The sequence below is a fragment of the Methylobacterium sp. AC315 genome, from assembly GCF_979253755.1.
In genome coordinates, this window is sequence record NZ_CEEDEA010000009.1 from 123,729 (window position 1) to 140,430 (window position 16,702).

Consider the following 16,702-nt stretch of genomic DNA (forward strand, 5'->3'; position numbering starts at 1 on the left):
GCCATCCCGCTGGCGGCATCAGGGCGACACGACCGAAAGTCCTGCTCTATCGGGCTCTCTCGCGGCGAACACGCAACGTTGACGCGAACGGCAACCGGAGCCGTTCAATCCCTGAGCAAACCCCAGAAGGCGTGCTTGCGGCCGTGATCGCATCGAACAGCCTCCCGATAGGCAGCCGGGGCCGGGCTGATCGCACCCGTCTCCAGACGCTCGGCGAGGGTGTCGAGTTCCAGAAGGTAGCGGGCGCCGTGCGTGTACGCGGCGCTCCGGCCGGCATCGAGGATGCCGTCGAGCAGCCGCCGATACAGAATCGTGGCCGCCAGCGGATGATCCTGGGCCAACGCGTCGGCGGCCGGGGCCAGAACGGGATAGTGCTCGCCCTGCCAGACCTCCCGGTTCCCCTCGACCAGTCTGGCGGCCCGCATGAGGTCCGGCCAGGTCACCAGGAAGGCGAGTGCCCGGTGCGGATTGGCGAAGGATTCCACGTGATCCAGCGCCTTGAGAAGCGCTTCCTCGTCCTCGAAATCCGGGAGCTTGGCGAGGTAGGCGCGCAGCATCGGGGCATCGAGGTCGCGCGCGAAGAGCGCCCAGCGCAGCGCCTGCGCTTCATCGCTCCGGCCCAGTGCGTCGAGGATGTCTATCTCCAGCGCCTGGCGCTCGCGCTCGGGACCGCGCGGGTCGTAGCCGGCGATCAGGTCGGCCCGCGTGACGATGCGCAAACCCTTCTCCGGCGTGCGCCGGATCCAGTCCAGGGCCTCCTCGGCGCGGCCGGCAGCGAGCAGCCGCTGCGCGATCGACACGCGGTCCTCTCGACCCGAAGCGATCTCCGTCTCAATCGCGATGAAGGCGTCGGTATCGTTACGCCGGTCGGCGATGACCTGGCGCAGGCGCAGGATCTGGCCGCGGGCGGCGACGCGGCGGTATGCAGTCTCGTTCCGGGCTTCGCCACCCTTCGCCATCCCGAGAGCTGCCTCCGCGAGGGCGGCATCGATCTCCGAAAGGGTGTCCCCGTCGAGTAACAGGATGATCTCGCCGAGCAGCGTGCCGAGGGGACCGAACGGGTCGGCCGCGAATGAGCCGACGAGGCTGGTCGCGAGTTGAGCGACCGCTGCCGGCGGCAGATTGGCTGCTGTCTCGACGAAAGCTTCGCTGGCGCGCTCGTAGACGCCCTGCACCGCACCGGTGCTGTCGTCGACCCGGTTCAGCACCGCGTCGGCGCCGTCCAGGAACCGCCGGAGCCGCTCCAGGGCGGCGCTGGCGTCGAGGGGGCGCAATTCGTCGACGATGACCGTCACGGTGGCGTTGAGATCGGCCGCGAAGGCCCTGCGCTTCTGCCAGTCGATGTAGCCCTGCGCAGATTCCAGCGCAGCCAGGCGCCGGTCGATCATCGCCGCCACGGCGTCCGGCCCCTGCAGGGCGGCGAGCGCTGCGGTGACCAGCTTCTTGAAGGTGGAGTTGCGCGCGGTCTCTCCCAGGATCAGCCCGATCAGACGGTCGGGCCCCAGGGCCGCCAGCGTCTCGGGCGACGGGGTCGTGCGGCGGGCGCCCTTGGGGCGCGCCGCCTTCGGAGAGGCCTCCGGCTTCGACGGGGCCTGACGCCCCGCCCCCCGGTTCATGGCCTTCGCGCGTGCCATGGCACCACCCGCCGATCCGCCGGATCGGCCTAATCGACCACCTTGGCGCGGGGGCGGTCGCTCCCCTGCGCCGTCTCGTCGTGCCAGCTGCCGGCCTGATCCTGGTAACGGATACCCTCGGTCGAACCGGGGACCTGCTGCTCGGCGGCGGCAGCCTGGGCGGCCTGCAGTGCCTCCTCGCGGCTCGGGAAGGTCTCGGAGAACACGTCGCCGACCTTGTAGGCGAAGCCGCCATCGTGCTCGACGATGCGATAGGTAACCTCGGACATCTCGACTCCTGTACGCGCTGGGATTCGTTGAGCGCGAACACGTCGCGCGCCGCCGGGTTCCCGACCGGCCTCCGATCCGCCGGAAAGTCGAGCTACGGGCGACCGATGACGACGACGCTTCGACCGATCCTGGCCCTCGGCCTCCTCATTGCTTCGACAAATGTCCACGCCGAGGAGAGCTTTTTCGACTCCCTCTTCGGCGGCTCTTCGCGGTCTGCGCCGCCGAATCCGTTCGCTTCGAACTACCCGTCGGCACCCCCGAGCCCGGACGAGGTCCGGATCGAGCGCCAGCGTCCATTGGTCCGGGGTGAGCGTTCGCGCAGCCGCGGACCGGTGCCGCCAGGGCGGGTCCCGGAGGAGTAGCCGGCTCGCGGTTCAGGCGTCGCCGACGACGCCGGCCGCGTCCTGGGCCTGGAGCACGTCGGGGCGCGGCATCGAGATGATGTTGTAGCCGGCATCGACGAAATGGACCTCGCCGGTGACTCCGCCGGAGAGCGGCGACAGCAGGTAGAGGGCGGAGCCGCCGACATCGTCGAGGCTGACGGTGCGGCGCAGCGGAGCGTGGGCCGCTTGGTGGTTGAACATCAGGCGGGCGTCGGCGATGCCGGCGCCGGCCAGTGTCCGCATCGGGCCGGCCGAGAGAGCGTTGACCCGGATTCCGTCCGGGCCGAGATCGCTCGCCAGGTAGCGCACCGAGGCCTCCAGCGCCGCCTTGGCCACGCCCATCACGTTGTAATTCGGCATCACCCGGGTCGAGCCACCGTAGGTGAGGGTCAGCAGCGAGCCGCCGTTCGTCATGCGCTTGGCCGCGCGCTGGGCGATCTCGGTGAACGAGAAGCACGAGATCGTCAGGGTCCGGGCGAAGTTCTCGCGGGTGGTGACGTCGACGTAGCGGCCCTTGAGCTGCGCCTTGTCGGAAAAGCCGATGGCGTGGACGACGAAGTCGAGCCCGCCGTCGAAGCGCTCGTCGAGGGCCGCGAAGGTCGCGTCCACCGAGGCGATGTCTTCCACGTCGCAGGGCATGACGATATCGGAATCGAGCCGTGCCGCCAGCGGTGCGACGCGCCGGCCCAGGGCGTCGCCCTGATACGTGAAGGCCAGGCGGGCGCCGTGGGCGTGGAGGGTCCGGGCGATGCCCCAGGCGATCGAGTGATCGTTGGCGACGCCCATGATCAGGCCGCGCTTGCCCGCCATCAAACCTGTCATGCCGACTCACATTCCGTACGAGCACGCCGCCACCGAGGACCGGCGACGGGTCGCGATGCCGTTGTTCGGGCCGCGACGAGGGTGCCTTAACGCGGCTTGCCGCGCGATCCAAACCGGACCGGTCTCTGCATCGGGCAAAAAAAAGCCCCACCGGCGGGCGGGGCGTTCATCGCTGGGTGGATGAGCGGTCTAGAAATACCCGTCCGTATGCGAACGGGCTTCCTCAATCAGCGCTTGTTTGGCGTAGATTGCGGCGCAGCTTGCGAGCATCAGACCGCCCAGTGCACCGATCAGGAACGTACCCATCGTCACCACCTCATTCACCAAACCGTAAACGCCGCCCCCGTCGCGGTGGTTCCGAGAAGAGACAGTCAAGCGTCCAGTTGCTTCAGGACCAGGGTGGCGTTGGTGCCGCCGAAGCCGAACGAGTTGGTTAGGACGTGGCCGAGCTTGGCGTCGTCCCGGCGCTGGCGCAGGATCGGCATGTCGGCGAAAGCCGGATCGATCGTATCGATGTGGGCGCTCTCGCAGATGAAGCCGTTCTGCATCATCAGCAGGCTGTAGATCGCCTCCTGCACGCCGGTGGCGCCCAGCGAATGACCGGTCAGCGACTTGGTCGCCGAGATCGGCGGGCAATCCTCGCCGCGGCCGAACACCTCTCGGATCGCCTCGATCTCCTTGTCGTCGCCGACCGGGGTCGAGGTCGCGTGCGGGTTGATGTAGTCGATCCGGGCGCCCTTCAGACCTTCCATCGCCTGGCGCATGCAGCGCACCGCGCCCTCCCCCGAGGGGGCGACCATGTCGTGCCCGTCCGACGTGGCGCCGTAGCCGGCGACCTCGCCGTAGATCCGCGCGCCGCGGGCCTTGGCGTGCTCGAGTTCCTCGAGGACCAGCACGCCCGCGCCGCCGGCGATGACGAAGCCGTCCCGGTTGGCGTCGTAGGCGCGCGAGGCCCGGGCCGGCGTGTCGTTGTACTTCGACGACATGGCACCCATGGCGTCGAAGAGGGACGACAGCGTCCAGTCGAGATCCTCGCAGCCGCCGGCGAAAATTATGTCCTGCCGGCCACCCTGGATGATCTCGGCGGCGTTGCCGATGCAGTGGTTGGACGTCGCGCAGGCCGACGAGATCGAGTAGTTGACGCCGCGAATCTTGAACCAGGTCGCCAGCGTCGCCGAGGCGGTCGAGGACATCGCCTTCGGGACCGCGAACGGACCGATCCGCTTCGGGCCCTTGTCACGGGTGATCGCGGCGGCATCCACGATGATCCGGGTCGAGGGACCGCCGGACCCCATGATGATGCCGGTGCGCTCATGCGAGATCTCGGCCTGCTCCAGGCCGGAATCACGGATCGCCTGATCCATCGCGACGTGGTTCCAGGCGGAGCCGCCGCCGTGGAACCGCATGGCGCGCCGGTCGACCACGCCCTCGGGATCGAGGCTGGGCTTGCCGGAGACCTGGCTGCGGAAGTTGTGCTCGGCGTAGCTCGCGTCGCGCGCAATACCAGAGCGCGCCTCGCGTAAGGAGGCGAGCACCTCCTGCGTGGTGTTGCCGATGGATGAGACGATGCCCATCCCGGTGATGACGACGCGGCGCATGGTCGTGACGATTCCTCCGTCGCGGCGCCGGTCGCCCGGGCCGCGTCCCGGTCAGCTAAGGTGACGCGGACATAATCTCAACTGCCGAGGGCGCCGGGCGTTGCCGCCACGATGCGAAAGACGCCCCCGGAACGCGACTCGATCAGCTCTGGAACAGGCCGACCCGCATGTCCTGGACCTGGTAGACCCGCGCCCCGTCGGCCTCAAGCCAGCCGTCGCCGATGCCCAGCACCAGCTTGCCCTGGCGAACGCGCTTGACGTCCACGTTGTAGACGACCTTCTTCATCGACGGCAGCACCTGGCCGGCGAGCTTCACCTCGCCGACCCCGAGCGCGCGGCCGCGGCCCGGAGAGCCGAGCCAGCCGAGATGGAAGCCCAGCATTTGCCACAAGGCGTCGAGCCCGAGGCAGCCCGGCATGACCGGATCGCCCTGGAAGTGGCAGGGGAAGAACCAGAGGTCGGGGCGGATGTCGAGTTCGGCGGTGACGTGGCCCTTGCCGTGGGCGCCGCCCTCCTGGCCGATACTGGTGATCCGGTCGAACATCAGCATCGGCGGCAGCGGCAGCTGCGCATTCCCGGCGCCGAAGAGTTCGCCGCGCCCGCAGGCCAGTAGATCCTCGTAGGAATAGTGCGACGTGCGGCTCGCGGCCTGGGCTGGCGTCTCGGCGTCTTGCGGCATGAAGGTCGCTGTTTCCTCTGGATTGTCTTGGCGGGCAGGCACGCGATACGCGACAGGCGCCCGGTCGTTCGGCGCGCGGGTTAGCACGGGGCGCAGCACCGTCAAAGCCGTCAACGCCTCCGGTGAGCGTGTGAGCCGGCTCGGGTTGCGACCGCATGTCCAGTTCCGTATAGTATGACGAATCCCATTCCTTCAGGGTCCTCGTCGAGCGTTCAGTCCCGAAATGTCCGAACTGCTGCCCCTTCAGGCGATCCTCAACGGCCGGGTCCCCGCCCCCCAGCTGGAAGCGAACGGCATGCCGCGTCGCGGCTGCCCGCTGTCCGATCTGCGCGACCGTCTGCGCCGGGCCGGCTTGCGGCCGACCCGTCAGCGTCTGTCCCTGGGCTGGCTCCTGTTCGGCCGCGGCGACCGGCACCTGACCGCCGAGATGCTGTACGACGAGGCCATGCGCGCCAAGGTGCCGGTCTCGCTGGCCACCGTCTACAACACGCTGCATCAGTTCACCGAGGCGGGGCTTCTGCGCCAACTCGCGCTCGACGGGTCGAAGGCCTATTTCGACACGAACCCGAGTGAGCATCACCACTTCTATCTCGAGGACGAGAACCAGGTGATCGACATGCCGGATTGCGGCATCACGGTCGATTCCCTCCCTGAGGCCCCCGAGGGCATGGAGATCGCCGGCGTCGAGGTGATCGTCCGCCTGCGCCGCAGCCGCCCGGCTTCCCGCCGCCAGAGCTGAGTTTTCCGGGTCGGCTTCGGCCACCTGGACCGGCTTTGAGCCGCCCGATATCGGGCGGCTTTTTTATTGCGCGCCGGTTCTGGCCGAATGAGTGGCGGGTCCCCTCTCCCGTGCGGGAGAGGTCTGCTCTCGCAGAGAGCCAAGTGAGGGATGCGCCCGTTCCGGAGAGACCTGTCCCCTCACCCCAACCCTCTTCCGCACGGGAGAGGGGGCACGTGACGGACTGCATGAACAGGGTCTGAGAACCCGCGGCGCGTACGTGGGACGAGGCCTGCACCCCGCTTCGCGAAGGCGAGCGCCTGCCGGTCCTCAACCGAACGGCTGTCGGCCATTCTAAGCGCCGACCCTCCACCTCTGCCCCTCATCCTGGGACCACGGAACGCAATGGAGGCCTCGAAGGCGCGCTCCAGCGATCGCGCGGGTGTTGGAGGGGTCCGTCGCGGGCGAGTCGACACGCCGCCCCCCTCGGGACGAGCGAGGGATTTGCAGAAGCCGGGTCGCCGCAACCACGAAAACCTACTCGACGACTTCGTTCGGATACACGCCCCAGAGGCGGTTCTGGCGGATGTAGCCGTCCACCTCCCGGCGGTTCGGCAGGGTCACGATCAGCCGGCACCAGCCGCTGCTGCAATTCTTCACGTTGCCGATCACGCCGGTCTGGAGCCGTGCCTCGTCCGCCGCGCCCTCGTCCGCCTTCGCGCGCAGTGAGATCGCAGCCTTCTCGGCGCCCTTGTCGGGGCCGGCATTGACGATCGCGGTCCGGCGCCCCGAGAGCAGCGAGTGCAGCACCCAGCCCTCCGTGCCCTCCGAATCACGGATCCGCCGCCAAGTCTCGAACTCGCCGACGATCTCCACCGGCAGGCCGGCCCGCTGGAACACCCACAGGGTGCGGTGATCCTTGGAGGGACCCTCGCGCAGGTTGACGCGATCGGTCTTGAGGCTGGCGTAGCGCGGCAGCGGCAGCTTGGTCACGGGGCCGACGCCGGTCTCAGGCGTGGCGACCGGCGGGGCCGCGGCCGCCGGGGCGAGGCCGGCCAGCAGCAGCGCTGCGACGGCGAAGCTCAGGCGTGACGCGCGCATGGTCTTCTCCTTTTCCCGGGTCCAGGTGCCGTACGGAGCCGCCTCGGGCCGATCCGCGCGGTCGGTTGATTTTGCATCCCGCGAACCGGCAAGATCCCCCGTACGGGCCAGGTCTCCTGAACGGGCACGGGATGTCGACAGGACGGCCCGTCGATGCGCGGATCCCGCCGGCATCCGATTGTGTTCCGGCCCACCTCTGGTAGAGAGGCCGATGGGTCGGAACAGGCTCCGGGCCCGGTGCCTCGCACCTGACCTGTCTGGCCGAGTTCGGTTAACGGACGCTTGCCGCGGATGGTCCGGAACGGGGCCGCCGGGCGGGGATCGCCAACACGGCCGCGAGGCTGACGGGGAGAGAGACGTGTCGAAGCGCAAGCCGCTGGTGGTCGTGACGCGGCGCCTGCCGGATGCCGTCGAGACGCGGATGCGCGAACTCTTCGACGTTCGCCTCAGTCACGACGATGCCGCGATGCCGGCCGACGCCCTCGCGGCGGCGCTGCGCGAGGCCGACGTGCTGGTCCCGACCGTCACCGACGAGATCGATGCCGGGTTGCTGGCCCAGGCCGGCCCCAACCTGCGGTTGATCGCCAATTTTGGCAACGGCGTCGATCACATCGACGTGGCCGCCGCCCTGGAGCGCGGCATCACGGTCACCAACACGCCCGGCGTCCTGACCGAGGACACCGCCGACATGACCATGGCGCTGATCCTCGCGGTGGCCCGCCGGGTCACCGAGGGTGCGCGGATCATCCCGGACGACGACTGGACCACGGGCTGGTCTCCGACCTGGATGCTCGGGCGCCGCATCACCGGCAAGCGGCTCGGCATCGTCGGCATGGGCCGGATCGGCCAGGCGCTCGCCAAGCGCGCACGCGCCTTCGGCCTCCAGGTCCACTATCACAACCGCCGTCGGGTCCCGGCCGCGATCGAGAGCGCGCTCGACGCGACCTACTGGGAATCCCTCGACCAGATGCTGGCCCGGGTCGACATCGTGTCGGTGAACTGCCCGCACACCCCCGCGACCTATCACCTGCTCTCAGCCCGGCGCCTGAAGCTGCTCAAGCCCGAGGCGATCGTCGTGAACACCGCCCGCGGCGAGGTCATCGACGAGAGCGCGCTCGCGCGGCTGATCGAGGCCGGCGACGTCTCGGCGGCCGGACTCGACGTGTTCGAGCAGGAGCCGGCGGTGAGCCCGCGGCTGGTGAAGCTCGCCCGCCAGGGCAAGGTCGTGCTGCTGCCCCATATGGGTTCGGCGACCTACGAGAGCCGCACCGACATGGGCGAGAAGGTCATCATCAACATCAAGACCTTCATGGACGGCCACCGCCCGCCGGACCGCATCCTGCCGAGCATGCTCTGAGCGCAGGCGGCGACGCTACAGCGCGTCGCCGTGGGCTGCCACGGGCTGCGGGTCGTTCTGCACGCTCTGGAAAAGCCGTTCGCTGGTGAGCTTGAGGAAGTAGAATCCGAATTCCGGGTTCTGGTAGTAGAGCTGTTTCACGTCGGAATACGACACGCACAGCGCGTTGCCGGCCTCGATGCAGACCAGCGAGGCGGTGCGGGTGTTGCCGGGCGCGAGCAGGCCGAGCTCGCCGACGATCCCGCCCCTGCGCACCTCGATTCCGACCTCGGGGATCCGGAACGCGCCGCTCTCGACGTAGTACATCTCGCCGGCCGCCTCGCCCTTGCGGAACACCACCTCGCCGACCCCGAACGGGCGCTGCGACCCGAACGGACGCAGCCATTCGAGGGAGAGATTGCCGTCGGCTGCGGTCTCGACATCGCGCACCAGCCGCATCATCTGCCAGAGACGATAGGCGTTGAACGGGATCTGGATCGCCTCGGTGAGCACCACCGGCATACTGCCGATCAGGATGCCGTAGGTGATCACGGCGCAGCTGGCACAGAGCGAGATGATCCGCAGCGGGATCATGGTGCTCATCGCCGAGGCCGAGATGGTCAGCGCGGTACCGAGGTAGCCGATCGCCTCAATCCAATCCACGCGCGCCTCCACCACGTCCCGAGCTTGAGCGGGATGCCCGTCCCGCCGGGCTCCGGCAAGGCGCGCGGCCGTGGGCGGTGCGCGTGCGCCTCAGCCTGTGCCCGCGCGGATACGCTCGGCGGCGGCCGCGGCGGCGCGGGCGCCCTCCTCGTAGGCGCCGCCCACGGTGCCCCATTGCAGCCGCGACAGCGCCTCGCCGGCGAACCAGACGGTGTCGGCGAGCGGCGCGCGCAGGAAAGCGCGGGCCGGCGCGTGGCCGGGGGGCACCACCGCCCAGGAGCCGCGGGACCAGGGATCGTGCCGCCACGCGCTCACCGCCGGGATCGTCAGGTCGCGCAGCCGCCCCCGGCCGAACTGCTCGGCCAGGACCGCTCGGACATGGCGGCGCACCCCGTCCGGGCCCGAGCCAGCCGCGTCGAGTGCCTCGGCCTCGTGCACGTCGAGCTCGTAATAGTGGAACGGCGTATCGTCGATCCGGGTGAGCAGGCCGGCCGGCGCCGGTCGCGTGCCGTGGATCGCCGCCAGCCGGTCGCGGCCCCGGAACGGGCTGGACGGCCAGTGCAGCACCGCGTGCTCGTAGATCCCGGTGGAGAAGCCGTCGATCGCCGCCCGGACCGCGTTCGGCAGCGGCGGCGAGAAGGCCGGGCCGTTGCGCAGCACCATGACCGGCACCGTCACGATCACCGCCCGGGCCCGATAGGCGGTGCCGTCGGCCGTCTCCACGCGCACCGTGCTGTCCGACCAGTCGATGCGGGTCACCGGGCTCGCGAGCGCGATCGGCAGGTCGTTGGCGAGCCGGGCGATGTAGCTGCCGTAGCCCCCGGCCAGAAAAAAGTTCTCGCTGTATTCGAGGCTCGGGAAATCGTGGAGGGAGACCTCGTCGAGCGCTCGGCCCGAGACCAGCCCGTGGACCTGCGCAACGCGGTTGCCCCAGGTGCCGAGCCCCTGGGGAAGCGTGGTCTTGGCCGGGCGGTCCGGCCCCGGCTGCGCCGCGCCGCGGGTCATGGCCTGGTCCGCCCGGTCGAAGGCCCGGGCGTTGGCCCGGATCTCCTCGGGGCTGCCCCGGCGGCGGTCGACCCAGACGTGGCTCTCCTGGGGAGCCAGCTTCAGGCGCTCTTCGCGCGTCCGGCCCAACGCGACCAGCGGGTTGATCGGCCCGGCATGGAGCCAATGGGCCCCGAGGTCGAGGGCATGGCCGCGAATCGACACCGTGAAGGCCCGGCCGCCGATCCGCTCGCGGGCCTCCAGCACGGCGACACGCACGCCCTGCTCCACCAGGGTCCGTGCCGCGCCGATCCCGGCGGCACCGGCGCCGATCACCAGCACCTCCGGATCCCTGGGCAGCGGCGCCAGGCGCGGCCGGTAATCCGGCGCGCGCGGCGGATCCGCGGAGCGGACCTCAGCATGCGATGAAGTCGAGACCTTCACCCTGGTATCCTGCACGCGCGCTCCTGTCCGCTCGCTCCGGTGCGGCCGTGCCCGGCCTTGCGCCGGTCGCCACACCGCTTCACAACGCTGCCGCGCCGCTTCCGGCGCCGCGTCCCCGAGGTCTCGCGCTCCTTCGCGCCGAACCGGTGTCTCATCGGCGGCAAGCGCTCAAGCCGGAAACCCCGCCCGATGATCGTCGAGTCCGCCGCGGCGGCTTTGCGCCAGACCTTCTCCCCGCCGCTGCGGGCGATCCTGTGGAAATCCCTGAGCCTGACGCTCGGGCTCCTGGTCCTGCTCTGGTTCGGCCTGACCCACCTCGTCGAGGCGTTCCAGGCGAGCCACCACATCTCCGCCCAGTACCCGATCCTCGACAACCTCGCCTACTACCTTGCGGGCTTCGGCTTATTCGTGGTGCTGGCCTACCTCATGCCGGCGATCTCGATCCTGGTGGCCGGGTTCTTTCTCGACGATGCCGCCGCGATCGTCGAGCGCACGGACTTCCCGAACGATCCCCCGGGCCGGCCGATGCCGCTCGGCACCGCGCTCTTCTACGCGGTGCGCTTCGCGGGTGTGACGCTGCTCGTCAACCTGGCGGCCCTGGTGATCTTCTTCGTGCCGGTCATCGGGATCGCGGCGTTCTTCGGTGCCAACGCCTACCTGCTGGCGCGGGAATATTTCGAGATGGCGGCGGCCCGGTTCCGGCCACTCCCGGAGGCCGCCGACATGCGCAAGACCTTCGCATTCCGGACGCTCGGCGCCGGCTGCCTGATGTCGGCCCTGATGGTTGTGCCGATCCTCAACCTGCTGACGCCGCTGTTCGGGATCGCCCTGATGGTCCACCTGCACAAGCGGCTCAGCCGACGCCTGCGCTTGGAAGGGCCGGTGGCGCGATAGTCGCGATGCGGCGAAGCCTCGCTCTGTTCGTCGCGGTCTTCGGCCGCTACCGTGACGAGAAGAGGCGGTATTCGCGGCGGAGAGCCGAACGATGAAGGCGCAAGACGCGGCTCGAGACGCGGCTGAGGGTGGCCCTAAGGATATCCCCCCGCCGCCCGGCAAGCGCCCCTTCGTCCTCGTGGGCCTCACCGCGCTCGGATTGCTGGGTTACGGCGCCTACAACCACTGGCAGCGGGACGTCGAGGCCACCGCGACCCTGGAACGGATCAAGACCCTGGTCCCCCAGGTGCGCACCGTCGTGGCGGAGCGGGCCAACGGGCCCCTCGACCTGATGCTGCCGGGCGAGACACAGGCTTTCACGACCGCGGCGATCGCGGCCCGCGCCACTGGTTACATCGCCGAACGACGGGTCGATATCGGCTCCCGGGTCAAGGCCGGCGACCTGCTCCTGCGCATCGCGGCCCCGGACCTCGACCAGCAACGCGCGCAGGCCGAGGCTCAGGTCGGCCAGCTGAAGGCGCAGCTGCTGCAGGCTCAGGCGCAGGTCGAGCAGGCCCGGGCCAACGTCAACCTCGCCAACCTGACCAACAACCGCACCTCGACCCTGGCCGTCCAGGGCTGGGCCTCGCGCCAGAACGCCGACACGTCGCAGGCGAGCGTGCTCTCGCAGGCCGCAACCCTTGCGGCCGCCGAGGCGGGCGTGAAGGTCGCCACCGCCAACATCACGTCGCAGGAGGCCGTGGTCGACCGCCTAAAGGCACTCACGGCGTTCGAGCGGGTGGTCGCACCCTTCGACGGCGTGGTGACGACCCGCAACGTCGATGTCGGCGATCTGGTGAGAGCCGATAACGGCGGCACGCCGCTCCTCAGCATGGACCAGGACAGCGTCCTGCGCATCACCGTGAACGTGCCGCAGAACGATGCCGTGGGCGTCAAGCCGGGCGTCCAGGCCGAGATCAGCGTCCCGCAGATCCCGGGCCGCCGTTTCGGCGGCTTCGTCGAGCGCAGCTCGGTGGCGTTGAATGCCGCCTCGCGGACCCTGACCACGCAGGTGGACGTGCCCAACCCCGACCGGGCGCTTCGGGCCGGGCTCTACGCCACCGTGACGCTGAAGATCCCGCGCACCGAGGAGAGCGTCTCGGTTCCAGCCGAGGCGACCGTCTTCAACCGCAACGGTTTTCAGGTCGCGGAAGTCGGCGAGGACGACCGGGTGACCTGGCGCACGATCAAGGTCCGGCGCGATCTCGGGCGGAGTCTCGAACTCGAATCGGGCTTGGCAGCCGATAGCCACATCATCTTCAGCCCGCCTCCGGAGCTGCGCGACGGCCAGACGATCGAGCGCCTGAAGCCGGCACAGCAGACCAAGCCGATCCGGGCCGCGGAGCGGTGATCGGTTGAGGCTGGAGGAGGGTTCTCTCGGCGCCCTCGCCTCTACGAACTCTCTTTCATACCGGGCTGCTTCTCGGCACCCCGAGAGGCGTGGGAACTGATCCTCCGGCGCTCGGCGTCGCGAGTTGGCGGAACCTTCGCCGCACGTCCAGCCACCTTGCGAACGTAGCCGCGCAAACCACGGAGGCGTCACGGTCTGAGATCGCGCGCGGCACTGGATGGCTGCGTTGCGCGAGCAAAACGGCCTGAGATCAGAAGCAAAGGGGCTTCCCCGGACCGTCGAACCGGTCTCAGTTCACCCGCACCACGAGCTTCATCTTCGGGTGGATGCCGCAGAGCACCTGAAAGGTACCACGCTCGGTGAAGGTGACCGGCGTGCGGCTGCCCGGCTCCTGATCGCCGGAATCGAAGCTGAACGTATCCGATTCCACGAACACGTGGTGCAGCAGGTCGCTGTCGTCGTTGACGAACGTCACCGTCTCGCCGCGGCTGAGTGCGATGTTTCCCGGTTGGAACGCGCGGCCTTTCTGAGACACCAGCAATCCGGAGGCTTCCAGGTTGCCGACCAGGATCAGGCCGCAGATCAGGCCGAGGGCCAGCGCGAGGGTCGCCGGCAGAGCCGATTTCCAGCGGAGCGGGACGGGCATACTCGGCGCAGCGGGGGCCATGGCATTCCTCGGGCTGATCGAGGCAATCTACCTGAGACTTTATTGCGAAATCATTTTCGAAAACCCGCACGTTCCACGGAAATGGGCTGTTTGCGAGACCAGAAACGGCCCAAAACGTTTATCCATAAGACGAACCGATAATCGCTCCGGCTAATCGGCTCTTAACATGTGGCAATTACGGTTCATGGAACCTGTCACACGGCGCGGTGCGATGCGAGACCCCGAGAGAGCGACGGCTGAGCGACCGCCTTCGGGTCTGATGCGCTTTATGCGCGGCATCACGGGCGTTTCGGCGACGATCCGCGGTCGGATCTTCGTCGCGTTCCTGGGCATGAGCCTGCTCTCGGGCGCGCTCGGACTCTATGCCGTGGTGGCGATCTCGCATGTCGGGGCGCTCGTCAATCGCACCTATGACGAGTCGCTGATGTCGATCAATTACGCCCGGGCGACCGCGGCGGATTTCGCGAAGATGCGCAGCGTCTTCGCGCGCCGGACTCATGTCCGCGACGCCGCCCAGGCGGCTAAGCTGGATGCCGAGATCGCCGATCTCTCGACGACGCTCGCCGAAGACCTGACCATCGCCGTGGAGCGCTCGCAATCGGACCGGTCGGTGCGCACCGCGGGCGCTGTCCAGGCCGCGGTGGCTGCTTGGGAGGAGATGCGCCGCGGCCTCGACCCGGCCACCGCCCGTCCCGAGCGCTGGGACGCGCTGGACCAGTATGCCAGCGTGGTCGACAACCAGATCGACCTGCTGGTCAACTACACGGCGGGCGACGGCTTCACCTTCCGGCAGGCGGCCCGGATGCTGGTGGCCCGGGAGATCCACGTCAACGCCATCGCGGCGGGGCTGGCGGTGTTCGCCTGCGCGCTGATCGCCTGGCTGCTCAACCGCCGGATCACCGGCCCCCTGGCCGATGCCTCGGCGGCAGCGGAGCGGATCGCCAGCGGACGCCTCGACGACCGGATCCCGGCCGGCGGCCGGGACGAGCTCGGCAGCCTGCTCCGCGCGATGGCGGTGATGCGCGACAACATCCAGGCGATGATGCAGCGCGAGGTCAGCCAGCGCCGGGTCGCCGAGGCCCTGGTGACGGACGCGCTGCAGACCTCCCGCGAAGGTGTGGTGGTGGTCGACGCCGTGGGGTGCATCGCGCTCGCCAACGCCCAGGCGCTGCGCTTCTTCGACGGCCTCGAGGCCGCGATCCTGGCCGGCATTTGCCCGTCGGATACCGAGGACGGTTCCGGCACCGGCTCGCAATCCCTCGACGAGTGCTTCCTGGCGCTCGCCCGCGACGGCGACATCCGGCTTGCGGACGGCCGCTGGCTGCGGGTGAGCCGAAGCGCCACCCAGTCAGGCGGCTTCGTGGCCGTGTGCAGCGACATCAGCCTGCTCAAGGAGCAGGAGGACCGGCTGACCGAGACCAACCTGCGGCTCGACGCAGCGCTGGACAACATGTCCCAGGGCCTCTGCCTCTACGACGCGCAGCATCGCCTGATGGTGGTGAACCGGCGCTACAGCGAGATCTACGGCCTGGCCCCCGGGACGATCGTTCCGGGGATGTCGGCGCAGGACGTGATGCGGGCGAGCCTCGTGGTCGGCAACCATCCCGGCAGCGACCTCGCCGCCCTCCTCCACCAGGAGCACGAGGCGCATCGCGGTGGCATCTGGCACACGCAGTTCCAGGAACTCGCCAACGGCCGCACCGTCTCGATCGACCGCCGCGAGACCGCCGATGGCGGCTTCGTAGCGACCTACGAAGACGTCACCGAGCGCCGCCGCGCCGAGGCCCGCATCGCCTTCCTGGCGCACCACGACACGGTGACCGGCCTGCCGAACCGCGAAGCCCTGGGCCAGCAGATCGAGATGGCGGTGGCGCAGGCCGGACGCGATTCGGGCTTCGCCGTCTTCGCGATCGACCTCGACGACTTCCGCCCGGTCAACGAGACGCTCGGGCACGGGGTCGGCGACGAGCTGCTTGCGGCCGTCGGCGAGCGGCTCACCGCCTGCGTGCGCGAGATCGACTGCGTCGCCCGGCTCGGTGCGGACGAGTTCATCGTCGTCCAGCGCGGCGTCGACCGCCCGGAGGAGGCCGCGATCCTGGCCCGCCGGATCATCGCGGTGTTGAGCGCGCCCTACAGCCTGAGCAACCACGAGATCAGCGTCGGGCTGACCATCGGCATCACCCTGGCACCGAGCGACGGGGCCAGCTGCGAGAAGCTCCTGAAGAACGCTGAGGTCGCCCTCGACCGCGGCAAGACCGAGGCCCGGGGCTCGTTCCGGTTCTTCGAGCCCGAGATGGATGCCCGCCTTCAGGCGCGGCGGCTCTTGGAGCGCGATTTGCGCGACGCGCTGATCCGCGAGGCGTTCGAGGTCTATTATCAACCGATCTACAGCCTCGACACGGACCGGATCTGCGGCTTCGAGGCGTTGCTGCGCTGGGACCATCCGACCCGCGGCTTCGTCTCGCCCGCCGAGTTCATCCCGATCGCCGAGGAGCTGGGCCTGATCGTCCCGCTCGGCGAATGGGTTCTGCGCCGGGCCTGCGAGGAGGCCGCACGCTGGCCGGACGGGCTCAAGGTGGCGGTGAACGTCTCTGCGGTGCAGTTCACCTCGGCGAGCCTCGTCACCGCGGTGCGCGAGGCCCTCCGCCGGACCGGCCTGCCCGGCCGCCGCCTGGAGCTGGAGATCACCGAATCGGTCCTGGTAGCCAATCCCGGCGCGACCACCGCGATCCTGCACAGCCTGAAGGCGCTCGGCGTGCGGGTCTCGATGGACGATTTCGGCACCGGCTACTCGTCGCTGAGCTACCTGCGCAGCTTCCCGTTCGACAAGATCAAGATCGACCAGTCCTTCGTGCGCGACCTGTGCGTGAAGGACGGGACCGACTTCATCGTCCGGGCGGTGATCGGGCTGGGCTCCAGCCTCGGCATGACCACCACCGCCGAGGGTGTGGAGACGGAAGCGCAGCTCGCGCATCTGCGCGCCGAAGGCTGCGATGAGGTCCAGGGCTACCTGATCAGCCGGCCGGTCCCGGTCGCCCAAGTCAGCGAGGTCATCCAGCGCTGGAACGGCGCCGCCCGGGCGATCGCCTGAAAGCATCCCTCCCCCGGCGCGGGGGAGG

14 protein-coding genes are annotated in these 16,702 nt (G+C 69.3%); 5 read left to right on the top strand and 9 right to left on the bottom strand.

Going from position 1 to position 16,702, the window contains the following annotated elements; translation table 11 throughout:
- Window positions 1-104 precede the first annotated feature (104 nt).
- From AC0IY0_RS16950 to fabA, 5 genes are all read right to left on the bottom strand, one after another.
- Window positions 105-1,634 carry a DUF6880 family protein gene (locus AC0IY0_RS16950; RefSeq protein WP_419829458.1) on the bottom strand — a complete coding sequence of 510 codons (1,530 nt, stop codon included), beginning with the start codon at window positions 1,632-1,634 and terminating at the stop codon, window positions 105-107.
- Between the two features lie 29 nt (window positions 1,635-1,663).
- Window positions 1,664-1,903 carry a DUF2188 domain-containing protein gene (locus AC0IY0_RS16955; RefSeq protein WP_007559814.1) on the bottom strand — a complete coding sequence of 80 codons (240 nt, stop codon included), beginning with the start codon at window positions 1,901-1,903 and terminating at the stop codon, window positions 1,664-1,666.
- Window positions 1,904-2,278: 375 nt separating this feature from the next.
- Entirely contained in the window at window positions 2,279-3,109 is an 831-nt protein-coding gene (fabI, locus tag AC0IY0_RS16960) for an enoyl-ACP reductase FabI (RefSeq protein WP_147906123.1), read from the bottom strand.
- 371 nt (window positions 3,110-3,480) lie between these two features.
- On the bottom strand, window positions 3,481-4,707 hold the full coding sequence (fabB, locus tag AC0IY0_RS16965) for a beta-ketoacyl-ACP synthase I (RefSeq protein WP_147937729.1): 1,227 nt from the start codon (window positions 4,705-4,707) through the stop codon (window positions 3,481-3,483).
- 142 nt (window positions 4,708-4,849) lie between these two features.
- The gene (fabA, locus tag AC0IY0_RS16970) at window positions 4,850-5,386 is read right to left on the bottom strand and encodes a 3-hydroxyacyl-[acyl-carrier-protein] dehydratase FabA (protein WP_147906125.1); all 537 of its coding nucleotides are present in this window, start codon (window positions 5,384-5,386) and stop codon (window positions 4,850-4,852) included.
- Window positions 5,387-5,609: 223 nt separating this feature from the next.
- Between fabA and irr the strand changes: the two genes are divergently transcribed.
- Complete coding sequence (gene irr / locus AC0IY0_RS16975; RefSeq protein WP_147854769.1) at window positions 5,610-6,125, top strand: Fur family transcriptional regulator Irr; 516 nt, start codon at window positions 5,610-5,612, stop codon at window positions 6,123-6,125.
- A 516-nt stretch (window positions 6,126-6,641) separates the two neighbouring features.
- Here the strand turns inward: irr and AC0IY0_RS16980 are convergent.
- Entirely contained in the window at window positions 6,642-7,205 is a 564-nt protein-coding gene (locus tag AC0IY0_RS16980; RefSeq protein ID WP_147906127.1) for an SH3 domain-containing protein, read from the bottom strand.
- A 358-nt stretch (window positions 7,206-7,563) separates the two neighbouring features.
- On the opposite strand from AC0IY0_RS16980, the gene AC0IY0_RS16985 reads away from it, so the two are divergent.
- On the top strand, window positions 7,564-8,562 hold the full coding sequence (locus tag AC0IY0_RS16985) for a 2-hydroxyacid dehydrogenase (protein ID WP_147906128.1): 999 nt from the start codon (window positions 7,564-7,566) through the stop codon (window positions 8,560-8,562).
- A gap of 15 nt (window positions 8,563-8,577) precedes the next feature.
- Here AC0IY0_RS16985 and AC0IY0_RS16990 read toward each other — a convergent pair whose 3' ends face one another.
- Both AC0IY0_RS16990 and AC0IY0_RS16995 read right to left on the bottom strand, forming a co-directional pair.
- The gene (locus tag AC0IY0_RS16990; protein WP_147906129.1) at window positions 8,578-9,204 is read right to left on the bottom strand and encodes a cyclic nucleotide-binding domain-containing protein; all 627 of its coding nucleotides are present in this window, start codon (window positions 9,202-9,204) and stop codon (window positions 8,578-8,580) included.
- A gap of 90 nt (window positions 9,205-9,294) precedes the next feature.
- Complete coding sequence (locus tag AC0IY0_RS16995) at window positions 9,295-10,632, bottom strand: flavin monoamine oxidase family protein (RefSeq protein ID WP_471764778.1); 1,338 nt, start codon at window positions 10,630-10,632, stop codon at window positions 9,295-9,297.
- 189 nt (window positions 10,633-10,821) lie between these two features.
- On the opposite strand from AC0IY0_RS16995, the gene AC0IY0_RS17000 reads away from it, so the two are divergent.
- Both AC0IY0_RS17000 and AC0IY0_RS17005 read left to right on the top strand, forming a co-directional pair.
- Window positions 10,822-11,526: a sulfate transporter family protein gene (locus AC0IY0_RS17000; protein WP_147906130.1), complete on the top strand. Its 705-nt coding sequence runs from the start codon at window positions 10,822-10,824 to the stop codon at window positions 11,524-11,526.
- Window positions 11,527-11,617: 91 nt separating this feature from the next.
- Window positions 11,618-12,916 (top strand): efflux RND transporter periplasmic adaptor subunit, encoded by a 1,299-nt coding sequence (locus AC0IY0_RS17005; protein WP_471764725.1) that lies wholly within the window; start codon window positions 11,618-11,620, stop codon window positions 12,914-12,916.
- A 289-nt stretch (window positions 12,917-13,205) separates the two neighbouring features.
- On the opposite strand, the gene AC0IY0_RS17010 is transcribed toward AC0IY0_RS17005, so the two are convergent.
- Window positions 13,206-13,583, bottom strand: a complete 378-nt coding sequence (locus AC0IY0_RS17010) for a cupredoxin domain-containing protein (protein ID WP_471764726.1) — start codon at window positions 13,581-13,583, stop codon at window positions 13,206-13,208.
- Between the two features lie 211 nt (window positions 13,584-13,794).
- On the opposite strand from AC0IY0_RS17010, the gene AC0IY0_RS17015 reads away from it, so the two are divergent.
- Window positions 13,795-16,674 (top strand): EAL domain-containing protein, encoded by a 2,880-nt coding sequence (locus AC0IY0_RS17015; RefSeq protein WP_471764727.1) that lies wholly within the window; start codon window positions 13,795-13,797, stop codon window positions 16,672-16,674.
- Window positions 16,675-16,702: the final 28 nt, after the last annotated feature.